This window comes from Halodesulfovibrio marinisediminis DSM 17456 (assembly GCF_900129975.1).
Classification (GTDB): domain Bacteria; phylum Desulfobacterota; class Desulfovibrionia; order Desulfovibrionales; family Desulfovibrionaceae; genus Halodesulfovibrio; species Halodesulfovibrio marinisediminis.
On sequence record NZ_FSRG01000004.1, the window covers coordinates 790,692 to 811,113 of the forward strand.

General features: G+C 45.2%; 24 protein-coding genes. 12 read left to right on the forward strand and 12 right to left on the reverse strand.

Annotated elements, in window-relative coordinates; genetic code table 11:
• Positions 1–91: 91 nt before the first annotated feature.
• On the forward strand, positions 92–1,072 hold the full coding sequence (gene fliM, locus BUR09_RS08015) for a flagellar motor switch protein FliM (protein WP_074216409.1): 981 nt from the start codon (positions 92–94) through the stop codon (positions 1,070–1,072).
• A 223-nt stretch (positions 1,073–1,295) separates the two neighbouring features.
• Here the strand turns inward: fliM and truA are convergent, their stop codons facing one another.
• From truA to rlmD, 11 genes are all read right to left on the reverse strand, one after another.
• Positions 1,296–2,069 (reverse strand): tRNA pseudouridine(38-40) synthase TruA, encoded by a 774-nt coding sequence (gene truA / locus BUR09_RS08020; RefSeq protein ID WP_074216410.1) that lies wholly within the window; start codon positions 2,067–2,069, stop codon positions 1,296–1,298.
• A gap of 3 nt (positions 2,070–2,072) precedes the next feature.
• Positions 2,073–2,795: a MotE family protein gene (locus tag BUR09_RS08025; protein ID WP_074216411.1), complete on the reverse strand. Its 723-nt coding sequence runs from the start codon at positions 2,793–2,795 to the stop codon at positions 2,073–2,075.
• Positions 2,722–3,156, reverse strand: coding sequence for a flagellar export protein FliJ (fliJ, locus tag BUR09_RS08030; RefSeq protein ID WP_074216412.1), 435 nt, complete (start codon positions 3,154–3,156; stop codon positions 2,722–2,724). The genes BUR09_RS08025 and fliJ overlap by 74 nt, the downstream gene beginning before the upstream one ends.
• Before the next feature lie 113 nt (positions 3,157–3,269).
• Positions 3,270–4,007, reverse strand: a complete 738-nt coding sequence (locus tag BUR09_RS08035; protein ID WP_074216413.1) for an adenosylcobinamide-GDP ribazoletransferase — start codon at positions 4,005–4,007, stop codon at positions 3,270–3,272.
• A 2-nt stretch (positions 4,008–4,009) separates the two neighbouring features.
• Positions 4,010–4,948, reverse strand: a complete 939-nt coding sequence (locus BUR09_RS08040; protein WP_074216414.1) for an SAM hydrolase/SAM-dependent halogenase family protein — start codon at positions 4,946–4,948, stop codon at positions 4,010–4,012.
• Between the two features lie 133 nt (positions 4,949–5,081).
• Positions 5,082–5,726, reverse strand: coding sequence for a redox-sensing transcriptional repressor Rex (locus tag BUR09_RS08045; protein ID WP_074216415.1), 645 nt, complete (start codon positions 5,724–5,726; stop codon positions 5,082–5,084).
• Between the two features lie 92 nt (positions 5,727–5,818).
• Positions 5,819–6,127: an ATP synthase F0 subunit C gene (locus tag BUR09_RS08050; protein WP_074216416.1), complete on the reverse strand. Its 309-nt coding sequence runs from the start codon at positions 6,125–6,127 to the stop codon at positions 5,819–5,821.
• Positions 6,128–6,204: 77 nt separating this feature from the next.
• Positions 6,205–6,906, reverse strand: coding sequence for a F0F1 ATP synthase subunit A (atpB, locus tag BUR09_RS08055; RefSeq protein ID WP_074216417.1), 702 nt, complete (start codon positions 6,904–6,906; stop codon positions 6,205–6,207).
• A gap of 3 nt (positions 6,907–6,909) precedes the next feature.
• Positions 6,910–7,341, reverse strand: a complete 432-nt coding sequence (locus tag BUR09_RS08060) for an ATP synthase subunit I (RefSeq protein WP_074216418.1) — start codon at positions 7,339–7,341, stop codon at positions 6,910–6,912.
• Positions 7,316–7,591: an AtpZ/AtpI family protein gene (locus BUR09_RS08065; protein WP_074216419.1), complete on the reverse strand. Its 276-nt coding sequence runs from the start codon at positions 7,589–7,591 to the stop codon at positions 7,316–7,318. The genes BUR09_RS08060 and BUR09_RS08065 overlap by 26 nt, the downstream gene beginning before the upstream one ends.
• Before the next feature lie 351 nt (positions 7,592–7,942).
• Positions 7,943–9,343 (reverse strand): 23S rRNA (uracil(1939)-C(5))-methyltransferase RlmD, encoded by a 1,401-nt coding sequence (rlmD, locus tag BUR09_RS08070; RefSeq protein WP_074216420.1) that lies wholly within the window; start codon positions 9,341–9,343, stop codon positions 7,943–7,945.
• Between the two features lie 49 nt (positions 9,344–9,392).
• Between rlmD and BUR09_RS16700 the strand changes: the two genes are divergently transcribed.
• Positions 9,393–9,671: a DUF2076 domain-containing protein gene (locus BUR09_RS16700; RefSeq protein ID WP_139296764.1), complete on the forward strand. Its 279-nt coding sequence runs from the start codon at positions 9,393–9,395 to the stop codon at positions 9,669–9,671.
• Between the two features lie 121 nt (positions 9,672–9,792).
• On the opposite strand, the gene rfbA is transcribed toward BUR09_RS16700, so the two are convergent.
• Complete coding sequence (gene rfbA / locus BUR09_RS08075; RefSeq protein ID WP_074216421.1) at positions 9,793–10,659, reverse strand: glucose-1-phosphate thymidylyltransferase RfbA; 867 nt, start codon at positions 10,657–10,659, stop codon at positions 9,793–9,795.
• A gap of 1,828 nt (positions 10,660–12,487) precedes the next feature.
• Between rfbA and rplU the strand changes: the two genes are divergently transcribed.
• The 10 genes from rplU (at position 12,488) to BUR09_RS08125 (ending at position 20,329) form a co-directional block, all read left to right on the forward strand.
• Entirely contained in the window at positions 12,488–12,796 is a 309-nt protein-coding gene (gene rplU, locus BUR09_RS08080) for a 50S ribosomal protein L21 (RefSeq protein WP_074216422.1), read from the forward strand.
• 25 nt (positions 12,797–12,821) lie between these two features.
• Positions 12,822–13,094, forward strand: a complete 273-nt coding sequence (gene rpmA, locus BUR09_RS08085) for a 50S ribosomal protein L27 (protein WP_066855440.1) — start codon at positions 12,822–12,824, stop codon at positions 13,092–13,094.
• A 181-nt stretch (positions 13,095–13,275) separates the two neighbouring features.
• Positions 13,276–14,394: a GTPase ObgE gene (gene obgE, locus BUR09_RS08090; RefSeq protein WP_074216423.1), complete on the forward strand. Its 1,119-nt coding sequence runs from the start codon at positions 13,276–13,278 to the stop codon at positions 14,392–14,394.
• Between the two features lie 14 nt (positions 14,395–14,408).
• Positions 14,409–15,551: a glutamate 5-kinase gene (gene proB, locus BUR09_RS08095; RefSeq protein WP_074216424.1), complete on the forward strand. Its 1,143-nt coding sequence runs from the start codon at positions 14,409–14,411 to the stop codon at positions 15,549–15,551.
• A 302-nt stretch (positions 15,552–15,853) separates the two neighbouring features.
• On the forward strand, positions 15,854–16,657 hold the full coding sequence (thiD, locus tag BUR09_RS08100; protein WP_074216425.1) for a bifunctional hydroxymethylpyrimidine kinase/phosphomethylpyrimidine kinase: 804 nt from the start codon (positions 15,854–15,856) through the stop codon (positions 16,655–16,657).
• Between the two features lie 276 nt (positions 16,658–16,933).
• Positions 16,934–17,635, forward strand: coding sequence for a response regulator (locus BUR09_RS08105; protein ID WP_175566005.1), 702 nt, complete (start codon positions 16,934–16,936; stop codon positions 17,633–17,635).
• A gap of 236 nt (positions 17,636–17,871) precedes the next feature.
• Entirely contained in the window at positions 17,872–18,165 is a 294-nt protein-coding gene (locus BUR09_RS08110; RefSeq protein ID WP_084539392.1) for a helix-turn-helix domain-containing protein, read from the forward strand.
• Positions 18,166–18,176: 11 nt separating this feature from the next.
• Positions 18,177–18,569: a hypothetical protein gene (locus BUR09_RS08115; protein WP_074216427.1), complete on the forward strand. Its 393-nt coding sequence runs from the start codon at positions 18,177–18,179 to the stop codon at positions 18,567–18,569.
• 186 nt (positions 18,570–18,755) lie between these two features.
• Complete coding sequence (locus tag BUR09_RS08120; RefSeq protein WP_074216428.1) at positions 18,756–19,529, forward strand: hypothetical protein; 774 nt, start codon at positions 18,756–18,758, stop codon at positions 19,527–19,529.
• 20 nt (positions 19,530–19,549) lie between these two features.
• Positions 19,550–20,329 (forward strand): GGDEF domain-containing protein, encoded by a 780-nt coding sequence (locus BUR09_RS08125; protein ID WP_074216429.1) that lies wholly within the window; start codon positions 19,550–19,552, stop codon positions 20,327–20,329.
• Positions 20,330–20,422: the final 93 nt, after the last annotated feature.

Consider the following 20,422-nt stretch of genomic DNA (forward strand, 5'->3'; position numbering starts at 1 on the left):
AGACACATGTTGTGTCAAAAAATTCCTACTTGATTACTCGCTATGTGCTCTGCACAACGCATGAGTACAGGTTTTCGGAGATACAGGACGTATGAATAAGATTTTAGCACAAGATGAAGTAGATGCTCTGCTGCGTGGACTATCTGGCGGCGAAATCGAAAGTGAAACGGATATTCCGGAAGATGAGACTGGGATAGTTGCATTTGACCTGGCAAACCAGGACAGGATTATCCGCGGCCGTATGCCGGTTCTTGAGATTGTAAATGATCGCTTTTCACGTCTTTGCACAAACGCACTTTCCAACGCAGTGCGTAAGCGAGTGGAGCTGAACCCGATTTCGATTGATATGACGAAGTTCGGGGACTTCATGCGTTCTTTGCCTGTTCCGACAAGCATCAATATTTTTAAAATGGAGCCGCTTCGCGGTAACGCCATTATCGTTGTAGATTCCCGCCTTGTTTTTGCTTTGGTGGAAAACTTTTTTGGCGGGGCAGGAAGTCAGCCAAAAATTGAAGGGCGTGAATTTACCCGTATCGAACAGGCGATTGTTGACCGCGTTATAAAGATTGCGCTGGATAACATGGAAGAAAGCTGGCGCCCTGTGCATGAAGTTAACTTGGAGCTTGTTCGTTCTGAGATTAACCCGCAGTTTGCTGCAATTGTGCCGCCAAGCGATGTTGTAGTTGTTATTACCTTCGAGGTGGAGCTGGAAAGCGCAATCGGTTCATTAATTGTGTGTCTGCCTTATGCGACCATTGAACCTATCCGCTCCAAGCTGCATGCAAGTTTCCAGACTGAACGTTTGGAAGTTGACCATGCTTGGGTTTCCCGCCTGAAAGAACGTTTGCTTGAGACTCCTGTAGATATGAAAGTCCGGTTTGGGGAGTCAAAAATAACTGGTAACCAGTTGCTTCGCCTTAAAGTAGGAGATGTCCTGCTGCTGGATACGGACACCGAAGATTTGCTTGAAGCAACAATCGAAGGCGTCAAAAAGTTCCATGGAATCAGCGGTACGGTAAAATCAAACAAGGCGTTCCAGATTGTAAAAGAAGAAGAGCCAAGCTACACGTAGCTAGTAATTATCATTAAAAATGTAATAGCTACAATGCACCAACAACCGTACAGTAATTCCATACTGTGCAGAGGGCACGGTGCGCGTATCTTGGACAAATGGTTATGCGTGTTCAACTGAAGGCCGGAGCAATCCGGCCTTCTCTTGTGTTTATTGATAAAAATATAGGTTTGTTATCGGAGTGTGGGCAGCGGAAGTGCGCAGCTGAAGGATGTACCCTGGGTTAATAAAAGACTTTATGCATGCAGAGACCACATGCAGGAGCTGTAGCAGGAGCTACAGTTCGATCTTTAGCGGCAAGAATATCAAGTACGGATTCCGGTGTAATTTTATGCCTGCCACATGCTACGAGTGTTCCCATGAGGTTACGCACCATTTGCTTTAAAAAACCTGTGGCCTCAAACGTCCACACGAGTTCATCCGGCAGTGATTCACGTTGGGCATAATCAGGGCAGTTATGGGAGATGCGGGTCATTGTGCGGACTGTGCGGGTGATATCGGTTCCAATGTTTTGGAAGCTTGCAAAGTCATGCTCTCCGGTAAGTGACTCTGCTGCGGTCTCCATGGCCGCAATATCCAGCGGACCTGTTTTCCATACAAACGGATAGCGTGCAGGCAGCACGTACTTATTATTAAGCCACAAGGTGTAAGTGTAGCTTTTGCCTATTGAACTGAAGCGGGAGTGGAATTCGTCATCTATTGTTTCCACACTGGTGACAGCAATGTCATGCGGGAGTTTGGTGGTGAATACTTTTTGCCAGTTCACCCGTGCCCATTTTTCCGGCAAATCAAAGTGCGCGACTTGGGCATCTGCATGTACACCGGAATCAGTGCGACCGCTGCCATGCACTCTAACTAGAGTGCCGGTGACAGCGGTCAAAACTTTTTCAATTTCGCCTTGGATAGTTGGTTGTGGGTGTTCAACCTTGGGAGGTTGAATTTGCCACCCGACGTATCGGGTACCAATGTAGGCGACAGTAATTTTTATACGGGGCATTCTCTACTCAAATGGTAACTGCATATTTGTCAGTGCCTCGGAAAGACGTGCAGCCTTGTCCGGTCTGACAAAGGTCAGGATTTCACCTGCTTTACGTCCACGCATGCCAGCCAGAATTTTTACAGAAATTTCTTCATCGAGGCTTTCAAGAACCTGTGCAGCTTGTTTCCCTTTCATGTTGGAGTACACGTCTACAAGGTGCTTCATTTTTTTGTCCTGCGTCTCTTTTGCATTGTTAAGCATGACTTGGAGACGTTTTTCAAGTGCCTGCAATTTAGCAAGCTTCCCGTCGATGGTTGCCTGAAGGCGAGTGAGTTCTTGTTCGCGTCTGTTCAATTCAACCTGCTTGTTTTTAAGCAGGTCGCGAGTCATGGAATCTTCTACCTTTGGCTCTGGAGCAGGTTTTTTAGGCGCTTCTTTTTCTTCAGCATGCGCTTTGGTGGTAGTAAGCGTTGCTGATGGTGTTGGCAAGCTCTCTTTAACATGTGCAAAGCGTTCCTCAAGTGTGAGAGAGGTATTGTCAGCCACTGTCTCTATATTTTTCTCAGAGCTTGTCGGCAGGATAGAAGTAATTTGTGTGTCAGTATCAAAAACAATAGACCCTACGAGAATGAGCTTGAACAGAATCGCGCATCCGAGAAGCTTACAGAGTTTAGAAAGCTTGAGCTTTGAACCTAAGTGTTGCTGTTTCGTCGAGCTGTTGTTGTTCTTTTGTCTTTTCTTCATGTGCGTGCCGCTTTGCTTGGTTTTCTTTAAGTTTTTCCAGAAGCTTTTTTTCCTGAGATTTCTCAGTCAAATCTTGCCTTGCAGAGTGTAGTTCTTGTGCGAGTGTCAGGAGACGATGTTCAGCTGTGCTGATATCTTGACGCACACCTTGCAGGAAATTGCGGATAATCCATGCCTGCGCAGGGTCTGAAGTAGAGCTCATGAGTGCCTGGTTCTCCGCAAACGATTCTCGTAAGCCGTCAACGCGTTGTACCTGTTTTTCGTACTTGCGTTGTACTTCAGCCATAACAAGTTTGGCCTGGTCTTCCAGCTGTGTCCTGTATTCGAGCACCTGCTGTAACTTGAACTTGAATGGTGCCATAACCCTTCCTAGTAGTGTCAACTGAATGACATGTTACCTAGTTGTATACTAGTTATAGCATGTTCCGTGCCGAAGTTGCTGAATCAGGTTTTCGGTGCATGAAGAAAGAGGCATTAGATGAGGTATGCCAGCATCGCGATGAGTTCTCCACCGATAATGGTAGCACCAAGAAAGTCACCGTTGATACCACCTTGAATGCTGGCTAGTCGGAGATAGGCCCAGAGCATGCCTGCGCTGAGGATAACTGTGTATATGGTAGGTAAGAAGCCACAGAGAAGGAATCCTGTGACAATCGCGAGGGCTGTTTGAATGAGTATGGTAGCGCGCGTTGCACCTTGCAAAAAAAGACGTCCTTGTACGGATTCCTCTGGTGCGTCACCTAGACCACCGATAATAACAGAAGCAACACGGCCTGCAACAGGCGCAAAGATAAGCACCTGCCATTCACCGAGCAAAAATAGTTCGTGTGCAAGTAGAGTTTGGCCAAGAATGCCTATCACCATAGCAATAGCGCCAAATGCACCAACTCTGCTGTCTTTGACGATTTGCCAGAAGCGTTCTCCTCTGGCACAGCTTCCCCATCCATCCCATATGTCTGCCCACCCATCCCAGTGGAGTGCTCGTGTAATCCATATAGAAAGGAAAACCCATAACCATGCCTGAATCCAAGGATGCTGGGAAAAAATACCGAGTGCAAAAGGAAAGGTTATAAGAGCCCCGATTGTGAGGCCGACAGCATAAAATTGACGCATGGTTGCGGCGATTTCTTCGCTGGAGCACATGCGTGCAGAACCGAGGCGCGTCATAAAACTGAGCGCCGTCATATATTCAGACCAGTATTGTGTCAGCATTATTACATCTCGGGCGTAACAGAGAGACCTATTTTGACTTGTTCGCCTAGCTTGAGGTTGATGAATTGTGCTGCTGAGCACATATTGCATGCAATTTCCAAGTATCTTTGACTCCCGCAGATTATGCCAATCTGATTTTCAGATAGCTCTGCGTAGGCAGATATGAATTTGAGTGGGCGACTTGTTTGGGTATACAGAGTTAGTTCGCCGCCGTTTGCGATTTGTTCACGCCATGTTTCGCTTGGTAACCCAAGGACAACATTGCCGAAGGAGTCTATGTGCAGCACATGGGTTTCAATAATGTTATTGTCCACTTTGGCCAAAAAATCTGGCAGCATGACTATAGAGTCGGTCAGTAGGTGACCATGACGTTTCATGTAGGGGGTCAAAATGGAATCTGTTTTCATTGGTTGCGGCGGGAATATTTTCACCCTGCAGTCCCGCGTTGAATTTTTACTGAACGGCGCAGGAATTATGCATTCCATATATGATGGCATTTGTTCAATATGTAAGGCAATGTCTGCCGCTAATGGAGAGAACAGGGTTCTACCATGGAATGTACAAGAGTGGGTTGTGTAGTCCAGCGGCAGGTTATGTTGCATTATTCTGTACACAGGAGCTGCCGGATAACGGTTATGTAGGAAAGAGAGGCAGCCATTATCCGGAGCAAGAATGGTTTTATTATCTAAAACCATGCATAGAATATCACGCGTTGTTCCTACGCCCGGATCAACAATGCACACTGTAATAGAGTAAGGCGGGAGGTGCTCGATAGTTGAATCGAGAAAGAACCCTGCCTGAGCTATGTTGTATGGCGCAATGTTGTGTGTAATATCGAAAACTTGATGCTGCGGAGCAAGTGTGTTTAACACGCCTTTCATCTGTGCAACGTATGGGTCTGTGTTACCAAAGTCTGTAAGTAGAAAAAAGCTGAGTGACATTTTTTTCCTCCAGAAGCTAGAAGCCAGAATCCATCATAACGCTTTTACCCCGTACACAATAGTATACGGGGTAACTAAAGAAAAATTTTCGACCGATAATTTGAGCGCAATAACTAATATATTTCCAAATGTACTACTTAGAATGTGGATGAGTGATATTAAAAGAAAGTGCGTACAAATGGTGAAAAAAGTCTACGTATTCAACATATACATGGTCAGGAACAGTAATACGGGACGGTGCAAAGTTGAGAATACCGTTAATACCTGCTTCCACAAGGTGGTTAGCAGCACGCTGGGCACGCTCCGGAGGAGTAGTAATAATACCGATTTCGGCGCCGTTATCGCCTATCATCTCGCGCAAACGCTTTGTACAAACAACTTCTAGTCCTGATACTTCTTCGCCGATCTTAAACGGGTCGCAATCAAATGCACCAACGATGTTAAAACCGCGGAGACGGAACTCTTTATGGTTGAGAAGAGCTTTACCAAGGTTACCTACACCAACGAGTACGGTTCTCCATTCCCTATCAACACCAAGAGCGCTGGTGATAGAAGCAATAAGGTTTTTTACGTAGTAACCAACACCACGCACACCGAATTCGCCAAAGTAAGCAAGGTCTTTTCGTATCTGTGAAGCGTTAACATTGCACGCTTTTGCAAGCGGCTCTGAAGAAATAACTTCAGTACCTTCGCGCTGAAGGTTTTCCAACACTTGAACATATACGGCCAGACGTTGAATGGTCGCTCTTGGAATATGTTCACTTTTTTGTTGTGGCATGAACGCTCCAAATTTGTGAAATAATTCTCATAAGTTAAGGTGAAAAAAGGAGGCCGCAGCTACGGCCTCCTCTAAATAGGCAAGTTGTAGACTTACGCAGTGAGAAGCATAAGGTTAACAACGAGAGCGTAAATGGAAAGGGATTCTACGAATGCCAGACCAAGAATGAGAGCAACGGTAATTTTGTTAGATGCTTCTGGGTTACGTGCAGTACCTTCACAAGCAGCTTTCAGACCAAGCCCCTGACCGATACCACAACCAGCAGCAGCAATAGCCATGCCGAGAGCAGCGCCAAAGTATACGAGGTCGCCGTAGGTGTTAGCACCGTCGGATGCAAATGCTACAGCTGCGATGGAGATCAGAGCAACGGTGTTGAGAGCAATCATAAGAAACTTACGCATTTTGAAACACTCCTAAAATTATTTTATGTTAGTTGGTCGAAGACCATTTCCCCCGGAATAAGGCCGGAACATGCGGACTAATGTGCGTGTTCGAGAGAGCCTTTGAGGTAGATCATGCTGAGCATGAACCAGATAAATGCCTGCAGACACTTAGCAAGACCGAACAAGAAGTAGATCGGAATAGTACCTACAAGAGGTGCCAACAGGAAGAACAGGATCAGAACAATTTCTTCACCTCTGATGTTACCGAAAAGACGGAGTGTCAGAGAAAGTGGACGAGCACAGTGAGAAATGAGTTCAAGTGGTAACATCAGCGGAGCCAGCCACCAGAATGGGCCGCAGAAGTGCTTGATGTAACCGAAGCCCCAACGCTTGAGGCCGATCCAGTTGTAGTATGCAAATGTAAACAGAGCCATTGCTGCGTTCGTGTTAACGTTCGCAGTTGGGGCGTCGAAGCCCGGAATAAGGCCCATGAGGTTCATTGTAATAATAAAGAGGAACAGGGCAGCAAGAACGTGGAAGATTTTTCTTCCGTCTTCACCGATGTTACTCACTACGAAATCTTCGAGACCGCCAATAATGACCTCGAAAACGTTTTGTAACTTTCCGGGGACAAGTTTAATTTGTCCGCGTACAAGGAAGGCCAAAGTAAATAGAATTGCCATGGCGATCCATGTGTAAAACACATGGCTAAAATTGACTACTTCCCCGTTGATAGTAATGCTGTCCATGCCTGCGAGAGGCGCGAGCAGCACCGGATGAGGCAAACCGCTTGCCATATCCTAAGCCTCCTTGGTTTTCCGCCCATTCTGTCTGGAGATCATCCAGATGAGCATCGTTACCATACTTGTAGCCAAACCGGACACAAGTGCCATCATAGGAACATGAAACTTCACGATCAAAATGGCGACAGCCACCCCGACCATAAGAAGACGTCCATAAAATCTGAATAGCATTCCCCACAGCATGCTTCGGTCATACTCACGCAAGATGATTTGCTGTATGAACTTAGCGACTGAAAAGAAACTAAACGTGGCTATTACTGCCCCAATTGCAAATGTAATTGGCCACATGCTAAACCAGACTGTGCATAATGCTGCAATAATGGTAATGCCGCAGAGTTGAATCTGGATACGAAGAATCGAGCGGATGTCCGGCAGCCTGAATCCTTTGAAGTACAGACGCTTTTCAATCTTTTCGCTGAAATCTATCATTTTCTTCTTTTTCCTGATTCCTCATTACCTTTTTGGTGTCAACATACACAGCTCTGAATCCGGCGATCACACCGAGAATCAGAAAGGCTATGAACATCCATGGTTTCGTCCCTAACCAATCATCCAGAAAGTAGCCGGCCACCGCCCCCACTGCGGGGTGTGACACCATGTGTAGGCCAATCGTACCGACTGTCCCCATAGTGTCGTAGTACTTTCCGGGATTAGCTCCCTTGTTTTTCTTAACGACCATAAATGATTTCCCTTAGCATGCGAAAGCACTGCATAAGTTAGATCACTTCGTGCAATCGTTCACAAGTTGGTTTGGAGTTATCACGCACAATACTCTGCGTCAACTTATGAAGCTGCTTTTTTGTTCTTTTTTTCACACAAAACAAGCAGGTTGAGTATGCAAACAGCTTCTCGGTGAGTCTAACTGGCGCAACGCTTTTGCGCTTGAAAGAGGTTGCTGAAAGCGGGTGGAGTGTCTCCGTTTTCAGTTCCGGAGGTTTCTAACATTTTTTTAGTGTAGCACGTAGAAGACTGGCAGGAACAGGGGAGAAAAAAAGAGTGGAGGCAAATGCTTCCACTCTTTTTTTGTATTTTAGTCTGTAAGGTCGAGGCGGACAATGTTCTCGATATGAGCTGTCTGCGGAAAGAGATCAACAGGCTGAACAGTTGTTACAGTGTACTGACTACTTAAAAGGGCAATGTCTCGAGCTTGAGTTGCCGGATCGCAGGAAACATAAATAATGCGTTTCGGGGAGCGTTCCATAATCAGTTCAATAACTTCTGGGTTCATTCCTGAACGAGGTGGGTCAACAAAAACGACGTCTGGCTTGGATGGTTCGTTATCAAGTGCACCACGAACATCACCACTTACAAAACGGACGTTGTCGATATTATTGATTGTGGCGTTTTCATTCGCTGACTCAATTGCCTGCGGAGTGATTTCCATTCCAAAAACGTCGGCGGCATTTCGTGCAGCAGCAAGGGCAATTCCTCCAACGCCACAGTAGAGATCCCATACTTTTTCAGTACCGGTAAGTTCAGCAAGTTCAATAGCTGTACCGTAAAGGCGTGCTGTGGCGTCAGTGTTTACTTGAAAGAAGCCGTCAGCATGAGATGTCAAGGATAGCGAAGGCATACCGTTTTCGAAATTAAGTACTTCGGTAAGGCTTTTTTGTCCCAGAACAGCAATTGTTTTTTCACCGTACGCAACTTGTGTAGTGTGTGTGCGCAGTGAATGGATGAAGGTGGTTACATTCATCTGCTCTTGAAGAATGTGGCCGAGCTTGCGGATAGCGCGGTGTTGCTGGTCGCCGTTAGTGGTATCTTTGCCGGTAATGATCTGCACCATGCACTGGTTAGTATGTTTTGTTTCACGGATAACGAGAAAGCGGAGGTATCCACGACGTGCGTTTGCATCATATGAAGTAAGCGCTGGAATTGCGTTTACAAAATCGCGCACAAGGTTAACCATTTCCATGGTGCGTTCGGATTGCATGTAGCATTCATGCAGGTCGACCACGTTATGGGTTCCATATCGGCGTAGACCTACTGTTTTGTCACCGCGTTTGTCGCCAAAGGCAAATTCCATTTTATTGCGGTAAAAGAAGGTTTCAGGGGATGGAATCGGGTCGTTGATTTTGATATCTTGAGCACCTGCGATGCGATTTAGGCTGTCGGAAACAAAACGTTTCTTCCATTCAAGCTGCTTACTGTATTCCATGTTCTGCCACTGGCAACCGCCGCATACACCGAAATGACTACAGCGAGGGGTAATTTGGTCAGGCGCGTCGCTGATCACCTTGGTGAGGACAGCTTCTGCAAACCGCTTTTTCTTTTTAGTAATTTTTATTTCAACAGTCTGGCCGGGAATGCCTTTGTCCATGAAGATAACCATGCCTTCTAAGCGGGTGAGAGCTTTGCCGCCGGTAGCAAGGGCGTCAATGGTTACGGTAAGGATGTCGCCCTTGGCGAACTGTGAATCTTTGGTTGTCATATAAAAATCCGGTGAGGTGAAAACTGGTGGAAAAGGTTAGAGAAATACTATGCCTTGCGCTGCAAGGGATAATGGGAAAAGTTTTGCTGAATTTGCAAAACTGATCTTGACATTTTTACTAAATAGCGCAACTACTTTTTTTGATGTTGCAGGGGTTATTGGAACGAGTAAAAGGAGTGGAGTTATGTTAGGTGAACTTTTGGAAGGCATGATGCACTCAACCCCACAGGGCTTCGTGGGCGTTGGCCTTATTTTCATTTACTTTGTGGTCATTTTTTCTACTGCGATTTACCGCGTGAAAAAAGGCGAACATCTTGACCACCATTAGAATTTAGATTGCGGGCTACCCGTTCTTTCGGTGCAGGCCGAAAGGCTATGTCTACAAAGAAAAAGACCGTTACGTATAGTTAGCATGTAACGGTCTTTTTCTTTTTTTCTTTTTAAGCGTACTATGCTTCGACGAGTCGCATCAGGTATTGACCGTAATCGTTTTTGAGCATCGGCTGTGCCAGAGCACGTAACTGTTCTTTGTTGATATAGCCTTTGTTATACGCCACTTCTTCAATGCAGGCGATTTTCAAGCCCTGTCTGTTTTGCACTGTCTGTACAAAGGAGGATGCTTGCTGCATGGAGTCAAATGTTCCTGTATCCAGCCAGGCCATGCCGCGTCCAAGCACCTCGACCTTAAGACTTCCTTCCTGCAGGTATATATCTACAATATCGGTAATCTCAAGCTCGCCGCGTGGTGACGGCTTAATATTTTTGGCAAATTCCACAACGCGGTTGTCAAAGAAGTATAGTCCGGTGACTGCGTAGGAAGAACGAGGATTTTCCGGTTTTTCTTCAACGCTTAATGCATTGAAGTCTTCATCAAATTCCACAACGCCATACCGTTCCGGATCTTGTACGTGGTACCCGAATACGACTCCGCCGTGTGTGATGGATGCACAACGTTCCAGTAATTCAATAAGACCATCGCTGTAGAAAAGGTTGTCTCCAAGAATGAGGCTGACAGGAGAGTCGCCGATGAATTCTTCGGCAAGAATGAACGCCTGTGCCAGCCCTTCAGGTTTCGGCTGCTCGATGTACTCAAGTTTCAAACCGAGTTGTGACCCGTCTCCGAACATTCCCTTGAAACGTGGAAGGTCTTCCGGTGTGGAGATGATACAAATTTCGCGAATGCCTGCGAGCATAAGCGTTGAAAGCGGATAATATATCATCGGCTTGTCATAGACTGGCAGCAGTTGTTTACAGACTCCACGTGTTATCGGGTAGAGTCGTGTGCCGGAGCCGCCAGCGAGGATAATGCCTTTCATAAAATTTGTTCCTTATTCGTCGTGATCGGTTGGGTATTGTTTTTACGTGCTGCGTCATGCATTCGCAACAGATTTTATTTTACCCAAAGCTTACATGTCATATAGGTCCCCTGCTTGTGTTGTACAGTTGGTTTAGATGTATTGAGAGTGCGAGGGGGATCAGGAGGTGGAACAAAAATGCTTTAAATGAAACTAGATTGAATAACTATGAAAAAAGCTTAGGTGGAGATTGGTAACGCAGCATGGTGTTGCGCAGCATATGAGGTCTTTTTTTGGAGGTCGGTAGGGTTGAACAATGACTTGGAATTAGAGACTGTATTTGCTGCACGGTATCTTAAAGACAAAAAAGAGCCCGCTTTCTGCCACGAAAGCGGGCTTAAATGTTAGACGGGTGTTTTTAGTGTGCGGTTATCCGTAAAGTGGAGAAAAAACGGATATGCCTAGTAAAAAATTGTTATCGTATCTCATCTTATACTAAGGCCACTAAGAGCACAGGTCTCACAAATTTTTATTATTGGGATGAAACGGGGAAGGAAGCCAAGTGGAGTTAGCTGCCCGCCGTTGGGTCATTATTTGCCTGTATGGAACAAATAGTGATTCACCTCAATAACGTGAGTGTTAGATACGGATATTTTTTTCAAGATGCAAGCGGTAAACAACATCTATTTTCATTGTGAATCGCTTGGTTTTGTCTATTTATCTGAAAAGAAAGCGTATATTTGTTTTGAAAAATGAAAACTGTGTTACGAATTGTTTCACGTTTTGGAAGCGGTTTCTTGAAGAGTGTATCAATGAGACACATTGTAAAAGCAATGCGTCATTATTATTTCTAATAGTGCCGTTTGATAAATGTGAGTGGCTGGCTTATTGGTTTGCGTGCTTTTTGGGGGGGGCGCAAAAAAGTATTACTCCAAGGTGGAGATGAAAATTTATGCTGGGAGATAATTTTTTATTTTTCTAACTACGAATGAGTCTTAGAGAAGTGTGTTGGCTTAAGGACATGCAAGAGTAATTGAATGCCTTGCTGAGAATAGCTTCTAGATTTTTGTGTTCTCATTTTTAAAGAATGAGGGTGGGGAGCAGTGTTTATTTATGTGTCATTTTTTTTGAGGCGTGATTTGTTTTGATGTAACAGGTTCTAAAAAAGTGTGGCATGGAGTCTCGCTTACATTAGGGAGAGGGCTTTTTCTGTTTTACTATTTTAAATTGTTAAAAAATGTGAGCGCTTGGTTGGTTTCATTCGTTAGTTTTGCACTTGCAAGGTAACAATGAGTAACGTGGATACAAGCAGTGCGGAAGGAAAAGGAAGAGTGTTTGAGGTGTGACTGGTTGTGTGAGGTAGTTTTTTGATTATGTTTTGTTTGGATGAAAGTGTAGGTAAAAAAATAGCCCTGATATAATCAGGGCTATTAAATATTGAAATAAGGAATAATCCTTAGTTATTGCAGGGTCCGGAGAGAAAAGCCTTGGGGGAGGGCCTTGGTGCGGTACTTCTCTCCGGACACGAGATGAGACACACTCAGTTAGTGACTACTAGAACCGTATCTTCCTGTCAGTTATAAATTTTCTTAGCGGCAATGATACTTTTCAAATAGGAAATTGTGTGGCCTTCGCGCTGTGTCCCTGACAGTGTATTCTACAGGGAGGACACTGCTTTTTTATTGGTCGAAGCGAGGAAAAAGTGTAAATAGATACTTGTCAATTGCGAAGCCGCATGATAGGGCATTGCTTCCCTTTTGACATTGCTCTTAAAAAAAGCAAACCAGGTTGACACCCTTTCCTTGGAAAGAGGTATAGTCTACCTTTCTTTCTTTGGAGGATAAATATTATGTACGCAATCGTCGAAACTGGCGGTAAGCAGTTCCGTGTTGAAGAAGGCGGAAAAATTTTTGTTGAGAAGCTCGAAGCAGAAGCTGGTAGCGAAATTGTTCTCGATAAAGTTCTTTTGGTTGGTGGTTCTGAGCTTTCCGTAGGCGCTCCTTACGTTGAAGGCGCTAAAGTAACCGCTGAAGTGCTCGAGCATGGCCGCGGCAAGAAGGTTATTATCTTCAAAAAACGTCGTCGCCACGACTCCCGTAAAAAGCAGGGTCACCGTCAGGCATACACTGCTCTTAAAATCAAAGGCATCGAAGCCTAGTAAATTTTTGAAAGGAGTGTAAATCATGGCACATAAGAAAGCTGGTGGTAGTTCCAGAAACGGCCGCGACTCAAACGGCCAACGACGTGGCGTTAAATGCTACGGTGGTCAGAATGTTCTTGCTGGCAACATCCTTGTTCGTCAGCTCGGCACCAAAGTTTTCCCTGGTGAAAACGTAGGCATGGGTAGAGACTTTACCCTGTTCGCAAAGGTTGACGGCGTAGTTAAGTACGAAAAGTACATGCGCAAAAAAGCTGTGAAAACTCGTGTAAGCATTGTTCCATTTGCTGCTGAGTAATCCACTTTTATAGTGACCTGTCAGGCGGAAGTCGCAATGCGCTTCCGCCTTTTTTTGTGTATAGAGCGGTTTTGCTACGGGCAATGAATCCGTACCCGTTATACAATATCTCACCCTGTACGCACGCGGGCACATGCGATACAATTTCGCAAAAATTTAACCATAAGAAAGGCAACTAATTATGCGTTTTGTAGATGAAGCAATCATCAATATTCGTGCCGGCAAGGGCGGCAACGGCTGCGTATCTTTTCGCAGAGAAAAATTTATCCCGAAAGGCGGCCCTGACGGTGGTGACGGCGGTGACGGCGGTAACGTGTATGTGCGCGGTTCTTCCAAGCTGCTTTCTCTGTACGACTTCCGTTTAAAGCGTAACTACGCGGCAGAAGGCGGTCATTCTGGTGGTGGTAGCCAGATGTTTGGCCGTAAGGGTAAAGACCTTATCCTTGATCTGCCTGTTGGTACACTTCTCTATGCTATTCGGGAAGATGGTGTAGAAGAACTCGTGGCTGACCTTTCTGAACCGGATCAGGAAATTCTCCTTTGTCGCGGTGGACGTGGTGGTCACGGTAACGAATTTTTTAAATCAGCAACAATGCGTACTCCACGCTTTGCTCAGCCGGGTGAAGAGGGTGAGTCAATCAAGGTTCGCCTTGAGCTTAAAATTCTTGCTGATGCTGGCCTGCTTGGTCTTCCAAACGCTGGTAAATCTACCTTTATTTCTAAAGTATCTGCAGCTCGTCCTAAAATTGCAAACTATGCATTTACAACCCTTACGCCGAACCTTGGTGTAATGATTAACGAGTATGATACTGACCAGCGTATGGTTATTGCCGATATTCCGGGGCTGATTGAGGGTGCTCATGAAGGTCAGGGACTTGGCCATCGTTTTCTTAAACACGTTGAACGAACCCGTTTTCTCGTTCATATCCTTAGCATTGAAGACGTAGACCTTGAAGATCCATGGTCTGGCTTTGATCTTATTAACGAAGAACTCTGCAAGTTTAACGAAGTGCTTGGTGATCGTCTTCAGATTCAGGTTATTAACAAAATTGACCTTGCTGATGAGGAGATTGTGGAGCATCTTAAGCAAAAAGCTACTGAAGATGGACGAACCATCTACTTCATGTCTGCACTCAACGACGTTGGTGTAGAAGAAGTTGTAGAAGAGATGTGGAAGCTTCGCGATACTCTTGACATGAGTGCACCGGTTAACACCGCACGAACATGGGAACTTGAGGACGAAGAAGACGATGATGAAGACTTCTCTGATGTAGAAGTTGTATGGGTGACTGAAGAATAAATAGCAGGTGAATCATGGATTGGGAACTGGAGCGCGAGCAGGTTCTGAACCAGGCTAAGTGTGTTGTTGTTAAAGTCGGTAGCGCTGTTCTTACTTCCGGTTTGGGGGTAGACCTTACTGTTATTAAAAATCTTACACATCAGCTTGCACAGTTGCATGACCGTGGAACTCAGGTAGTTCTGGTTTCCTCCGGTGCAGTTGCAGCGGGCAGAACAGTATTAAAAACATGTTGTGAGATTAAAGGCGTGCCGGATAAGCAGGCTGCCGCAGCTGTTGGTCAGGGACGACTCATGCATTTTTATAATGAAGAGTTTACCGCTAACGGCAAAATGTCTGCACAGGTACTGCTAACTCGTGATGACCTTAAAGATCGTCACCGTTTGCTCAATGCACGAAACACTTTTGCGTCCCTGCTTGGGTGGCGTGCTATCCCGATCGTAAACGCAAACGATACTGTTGCTACGGCAGAGCTTGCATTTACGGATAACGACAACCTTGCTTCTTTGCTTTTAAACGTGGTGAACGCGGATTTATACATCAACCTGACTTCTGCAAAGGGTGTGTATACTTCAAACCCAGATGGTGATCCTGACGCGAAGCCTATCGAAGTAGTCGAAGATATTCAGTCTCTTGATCTTGTGGCAATGTGCGGCGGTAAAACTACCGTGGGTACAGGTGGTATGCTTTCAAAGCTTACTGCTGCAGGACGTGCTGCACAGCTTGGCGTACCGACTCTTATTCTTTCCGGTTTGGAAAAGGACGCAATTGTCCGTGCATTTTCCGGTGAAAAAATGGGTACGTGGGTTCGTCCTGACAGAAAAAAAGTTTCAAGTCGTAAGTACTGGCTTGCATATCATTCTGATCCGGAAGGTTCTATTGTCGTCGATGCAGGTGCTGAAAGAGCGCTTGTTGAACGCGGTAAAAGCTTGCTTCCGGCAGGCATTGTCCGTGTAGATGGAGTGTTCGGTCAAGGTGCCCTTGTCCGCGTTGTTTCAGAAAATGATGTAGTCATAGGAATGGGACTGACAAACTATGCCTCCGGTGACCTGAAAAAGGTTATGCGCAAACATAGTGATGAACTGGAGGATATAATGGGAGCTCGTTGTTACACGGAAGCTATTCACCGTGATAACCTGCTCATGGACGCCGTTGTTTAAAAAAGTTAAGCCCTGCCGCGAACGTGGCAGGGTTTTTTGTTGCCTTTGACTGACAGATTCAGACACGGCTTAGGAGAGGCGCAGCTTCCTTACTTCTGATAACCGGCAGGGATGATTAGTTTGACAAATGGTTGTCTGTAGTTTTGATAAATCCTAATAGGATGTTAGGACGGGAGCAGGGGAAGCCCCCCCATTTTGTCTTAGTGACGTTCTTGAAAAAAACGAGAACTGATTGCGATATTGCTATGCGTTATTTTTCCGACTGTCGTAGGCAAAAAGAATAGTTGTTAGGAGATCATAAAATGCAAAAACATCCATGCGTGCTTACCATTGCCGGTTCCGATTCAGGCGGTGGTGCTGGCATTCAGGCAGATTTGAAAACTATGGCCGTGCTTGGCGGGTTCGGCACCAGTGTTATTACAGCTCTTACTGCGCAAAATGGACTTGGCGTGACAGGGATTCATGCACCGGATGCGGATTTTGTGGTTCAGCAGCTTACTACTGTTTTGGACGGTTTTCCGATTGCAGCAGCAAAGACAGGAATGCTATTCTCTGCGCCGATTATTACCGGTGTGGCGGATGTGCTTAAGGAGCAAAGTTTTCCGCTGGTCATTGATCCCGTTTCTGTGAGCACAAGTGGTCATGCACTGTTGCAGCAGGATGCAGTAGACGCTTTGGTAGAACGGATACTTCCATTGGCTACTGTTGTGACGCCGAATAAACCGGAAGCAGAATTGCTTGCTGGAATGAAGATTGAATCAAAAGAAGATGCTGCAACGGCCATTAAGCGTATTCTTGCATTAGGCCCGCAGGCTGTATTGCTCAAGGGTGGGCATTTTGATGAAGCAAATCCAGATCTTATAGACTGGCTTGGGCTCTCAGGTGAAGAGCCGCTAGGGTTGCATCATGCTCGTGTGGATACGAAAAACACGCATGGTACCGGATGTACGTTGTCAGCAGCCATTGCAACATTCCTTGCACACGGGTTTGATTTAAAAACTTCCGTGAAAAAAGCACAGGTGTATTTGTCCCGCTGTCTGCGCAATAGCTATACTCCCGGTGAAGGCTTCGGTCCTCCTAACCATGCTACACCGTGTGAACAGTAGTCCCAAGAAGTGATTGCTGAGCTAGTTGTATCAGTGTTGCAGCAGTTAATTGGATATTCAGCCCCGATAATTTTCGGGGCTTTTTTATGTTCTGAAATGGGTTTTTTAGATAATAACATATTGAATAAAATAAAAAAATCTGCTTACCAGTGCAGCTGGGCAGAACGTTCTTTTCAAAAAAAAGCTTGAGACTGTAACAAGCAAAAAGGTTAGGTAATGCTGTGTTTGGGCAAGTAGCATTACTGACGGAGTTCTATTGTTATGTGTAATCTACAGGTGCTTATTGTAGAAGATGATGCCGTGAGCGCAACTTTACATAAAACAATGTTGGAGAGTGAAGGGCACAGTATCGTTGGAGTTGCCCGTTCAGAAGATGAAGCAATAGAGTTGGCACGGAATAAAAATCCAGATTTAGTTTTGATGGATATATACCTTGAGGATGGTACGTCTGGGGTACATGCCGCAAAAGAGATGTATTCTTCGTACGCATTGCCGGTCATTTTCATTACATGCGGTACAGCAGTAGAACAACTACAAGAACTCGTCGACAGTGACGCGTTTGCTTTGATTAAGAAGCCGGTCAGTCTTGAAGAGCTGCGGGTAAATTTGAGCATTGTAATGCGTCGGGCTGCTGAAATTAAACAAAGCAAAGAGCAGGCAGCGTGTTATGAGGCATTACTCAGTCAGCTGCCCGTTGCCATGTTTTCAGTTTGTAGAAACAATACTATTGATTGGTGCAATCAAGCCTTTGCAGCTGTTTTAGGGTATGCATCTCAACACGCTTTTTTTGAACGGTGTTCAGATACTGAGTTGCTAGTAGGGGCAGAAAAAGATTCGTTGTGGCTTGTAGATACGGGAGTTCGTGTTAGACAGGATTTGCGTACCGCAAGCGATGAAATGGTTTCAAAAGTGTTGCGTAAGATTGAGTGTCAAAGTGTTGGGGGCGGTTCTGAGTGTTGTTTCTTTATACTGGAGTAGCCGGAATGACCTTTCTTTGACTGAAAATAGTCATTATGCAAATAAGAATGATATTATGTTATGACAGTATTTCAAAACTGAAGCAGATAATGTAGAGTGTTCCAAATGTGCGTAAAGTTGACACCAGTTGATTGAAAGTGATAATATTGACACCAATTCACTAAAAATCGACTGCAAGGTGTTCTGAAAGGCAGAACTGTTTTGCGTCGTCTTGTAATCACATTTTGGTATTAACATTGAGTATTGGCATAAAGCATACATATACACTTGGTGAGGCAGCAGAATTACTCAGTTGTCATAAAGAAACCATTCGTAGAGCGATCAAAGACGGTAGTCTTCAAGCAGCAAAACTTGGACGCGGCTACAGAGTCTCTCGTGTTGATCTTGAAGCTTTTTGGCAAGCTCAGGGGGGCGGTGTGCTGTTCGAAAAAGTCGAACAGCAGGTTGTTGAGCCGGAACCGGAGCCGGAACCGGTAGAAACAAAACCTAAAAAACCGAGAGGGCCGGAACAGCTAACGTTACCCACCTAAGGAGGTTAGGGATGACTATGTTTTCGGAATCCAATGGTATGAGGGTGTTCATGCTGCCAAATGACATAGGTGCAGATATGGAGTTTACAGGGGTGCTGTGCTCTGAAAATTCGTACCATGATCAAGAGGCTGGAACCATCACAAAACAGCGTCTCTATCTCACTGATACCAAAGATCAAATCTATTCCGTTGTTGTCTCTGACGGAGTCAATAAAGATCAAAGAGTCTATAAGATGCGAGTTGAAAAAGATCAGTGTCGCATTGATAACGGGCTGTTTGATGTCGCACTGGACTTACATCTGTTGGCCTCTGTTGTCCGCGGGTTATGTGGGCTTGATTGTACATCGCATGCAGATGATTTTTTCTCCACAATGGTTGAAAATCTTCAGGCAGCCAATGGCTAATCTAGGTGTAGCACCATTGTCATACTAAAATTTCTTTCTATGCATGTGTGCTTATGCATTTCCTAGTGTATGCATGAGAAATACTTTCTCCGCTGATTTCATCTGTTGCGTTTACTATACTGCTACGGTATCACTGTAATTATGGTGGGCTGGACGTCTCTATTGTTACAGTGAAAGGTGTAGTGTATGGCGGAGATAAAACGTGATTTTGATTTGCTGGAAATGCCTGTGGAAGGTGTTGCAGCGTACTGGCTGTCTTTAAAGAAGCTGGTAGGGAATAAGCGAAATTTTAAACCGATCCATGAAGAAGCGCAGTACACTTCTGAAGAGTATATTCGCTACCTGTTGCAAATAGGATTCGGTGATTTTTCAGAAGAAACAATTCGCAGAATGGCGCAGGTTAAATCACAAACAATGCTCAGTTGTATGGAGCGTAAGTTCGACTGCATGCGGGTTGCGATATTGGATGTTGCTACTGCTGAGAATCCGCATAGAAGTATTGCGAAATTGTATGCAGATTTTCCTCAGCCGCCTGTTGCGGGAGATAAAGCTATCCGCTTTGCGCAGGAGTTGTTGCGTTTGATGCCGGATAAGTACAAAGGACGGGAGAAGTTCTTTGATGTCGGCCATCGGATTCCAGATGATAAGCTGATAGTGGCTTTGCTTTTTTATGTTTTTTACGCGAGGCATCAGGGGAAGGATGCTTGCCAAAGCTTATTGCCACTTATCTCTTCTGCATATTTTAGAGATGCCCTCTCAATGGTGATTGATGGTTTTGATGTTCCTTTTGTCCGAAAATGGTTGAAGAAACATAAAGAAGCGCTGCTTAAAGACATGCAGTTTAAATGTGCCATGTCTACAGAACTATGCATAGGAATTGCTTCGCGTATTGATTACGACAACTTGCATTCTCTTGCGAGAGCGTACCTGCCACCTAATGGGGGAGCGCAGGCCGGTTAGCTGCTTCTGAGGAGTGACAGATGCTGCGCATTATCCAGAATTTATTTTGCATTAGTGAGCAAAGCCGTTTCCAGCGGGCTGTGCAGGCTTTTTTTCTTGGAGTTTGTGCTCCGCTGGGCTGGTTAGGTATCACTCATGTTTTGCAACTGACAGCCACTGATCCGTTGTACGAAGTTACGTTGTATTCTTATATAACAGTTGGCAGTATTCTTGTTATGGTCTGTTTCGCGCTGTGGATCAGCAAGAGTGAAGAATATTTTGCCAGAATGAGTCTGCTTGATCCGCTAACTTCTCTGTATAACAGTAGATATCTGCTTACACGCGCGGATCAGGAATTTGCTATGTTCGAGCGTGCTGGTCAGGATATAGCGCTGGTTATGGCAGATATTGATCATTTTAAATATGTGAATGATCGGTATGGACATTCTGTAGGTGATATTGTCTTGCAGCAGGTTGCTAAGATTATGCAAAACACAGCACGGAAGGCTGATGTTGTCGCTCGTGTAGGTGGTGAAGAGTTTGCGTTGTTGCTACCTAATTCAACAACTGATGGGGCAATGGTTCTTGCTGAACGAATTCGGGAACGAGTAGAGAAAACCCCCATTGATTTGCCGGGTGGGGAAAAAATAGGCGTTAAGATTTCCCTTGGTGTTTCTTCAACAGAAGAGTTTCTTCCGCAGGTTTTTAACGAGTTATACGAAAGTGCTGATAATGCTTTGTATCGGGCAAAGCGGGATGGACGTAATCGTGTAGTCAAGGCCGTGGAAACAGATCCATTGACAAATGAAGTTGCGTGCTAATTATTTCTAGCAGATACAGTGCGAAGGGTGAGCTTTGTGCGGTATTATGCTGTTATAAAAAAGTAATACAATAAGCCGGTGCAACACTGCATC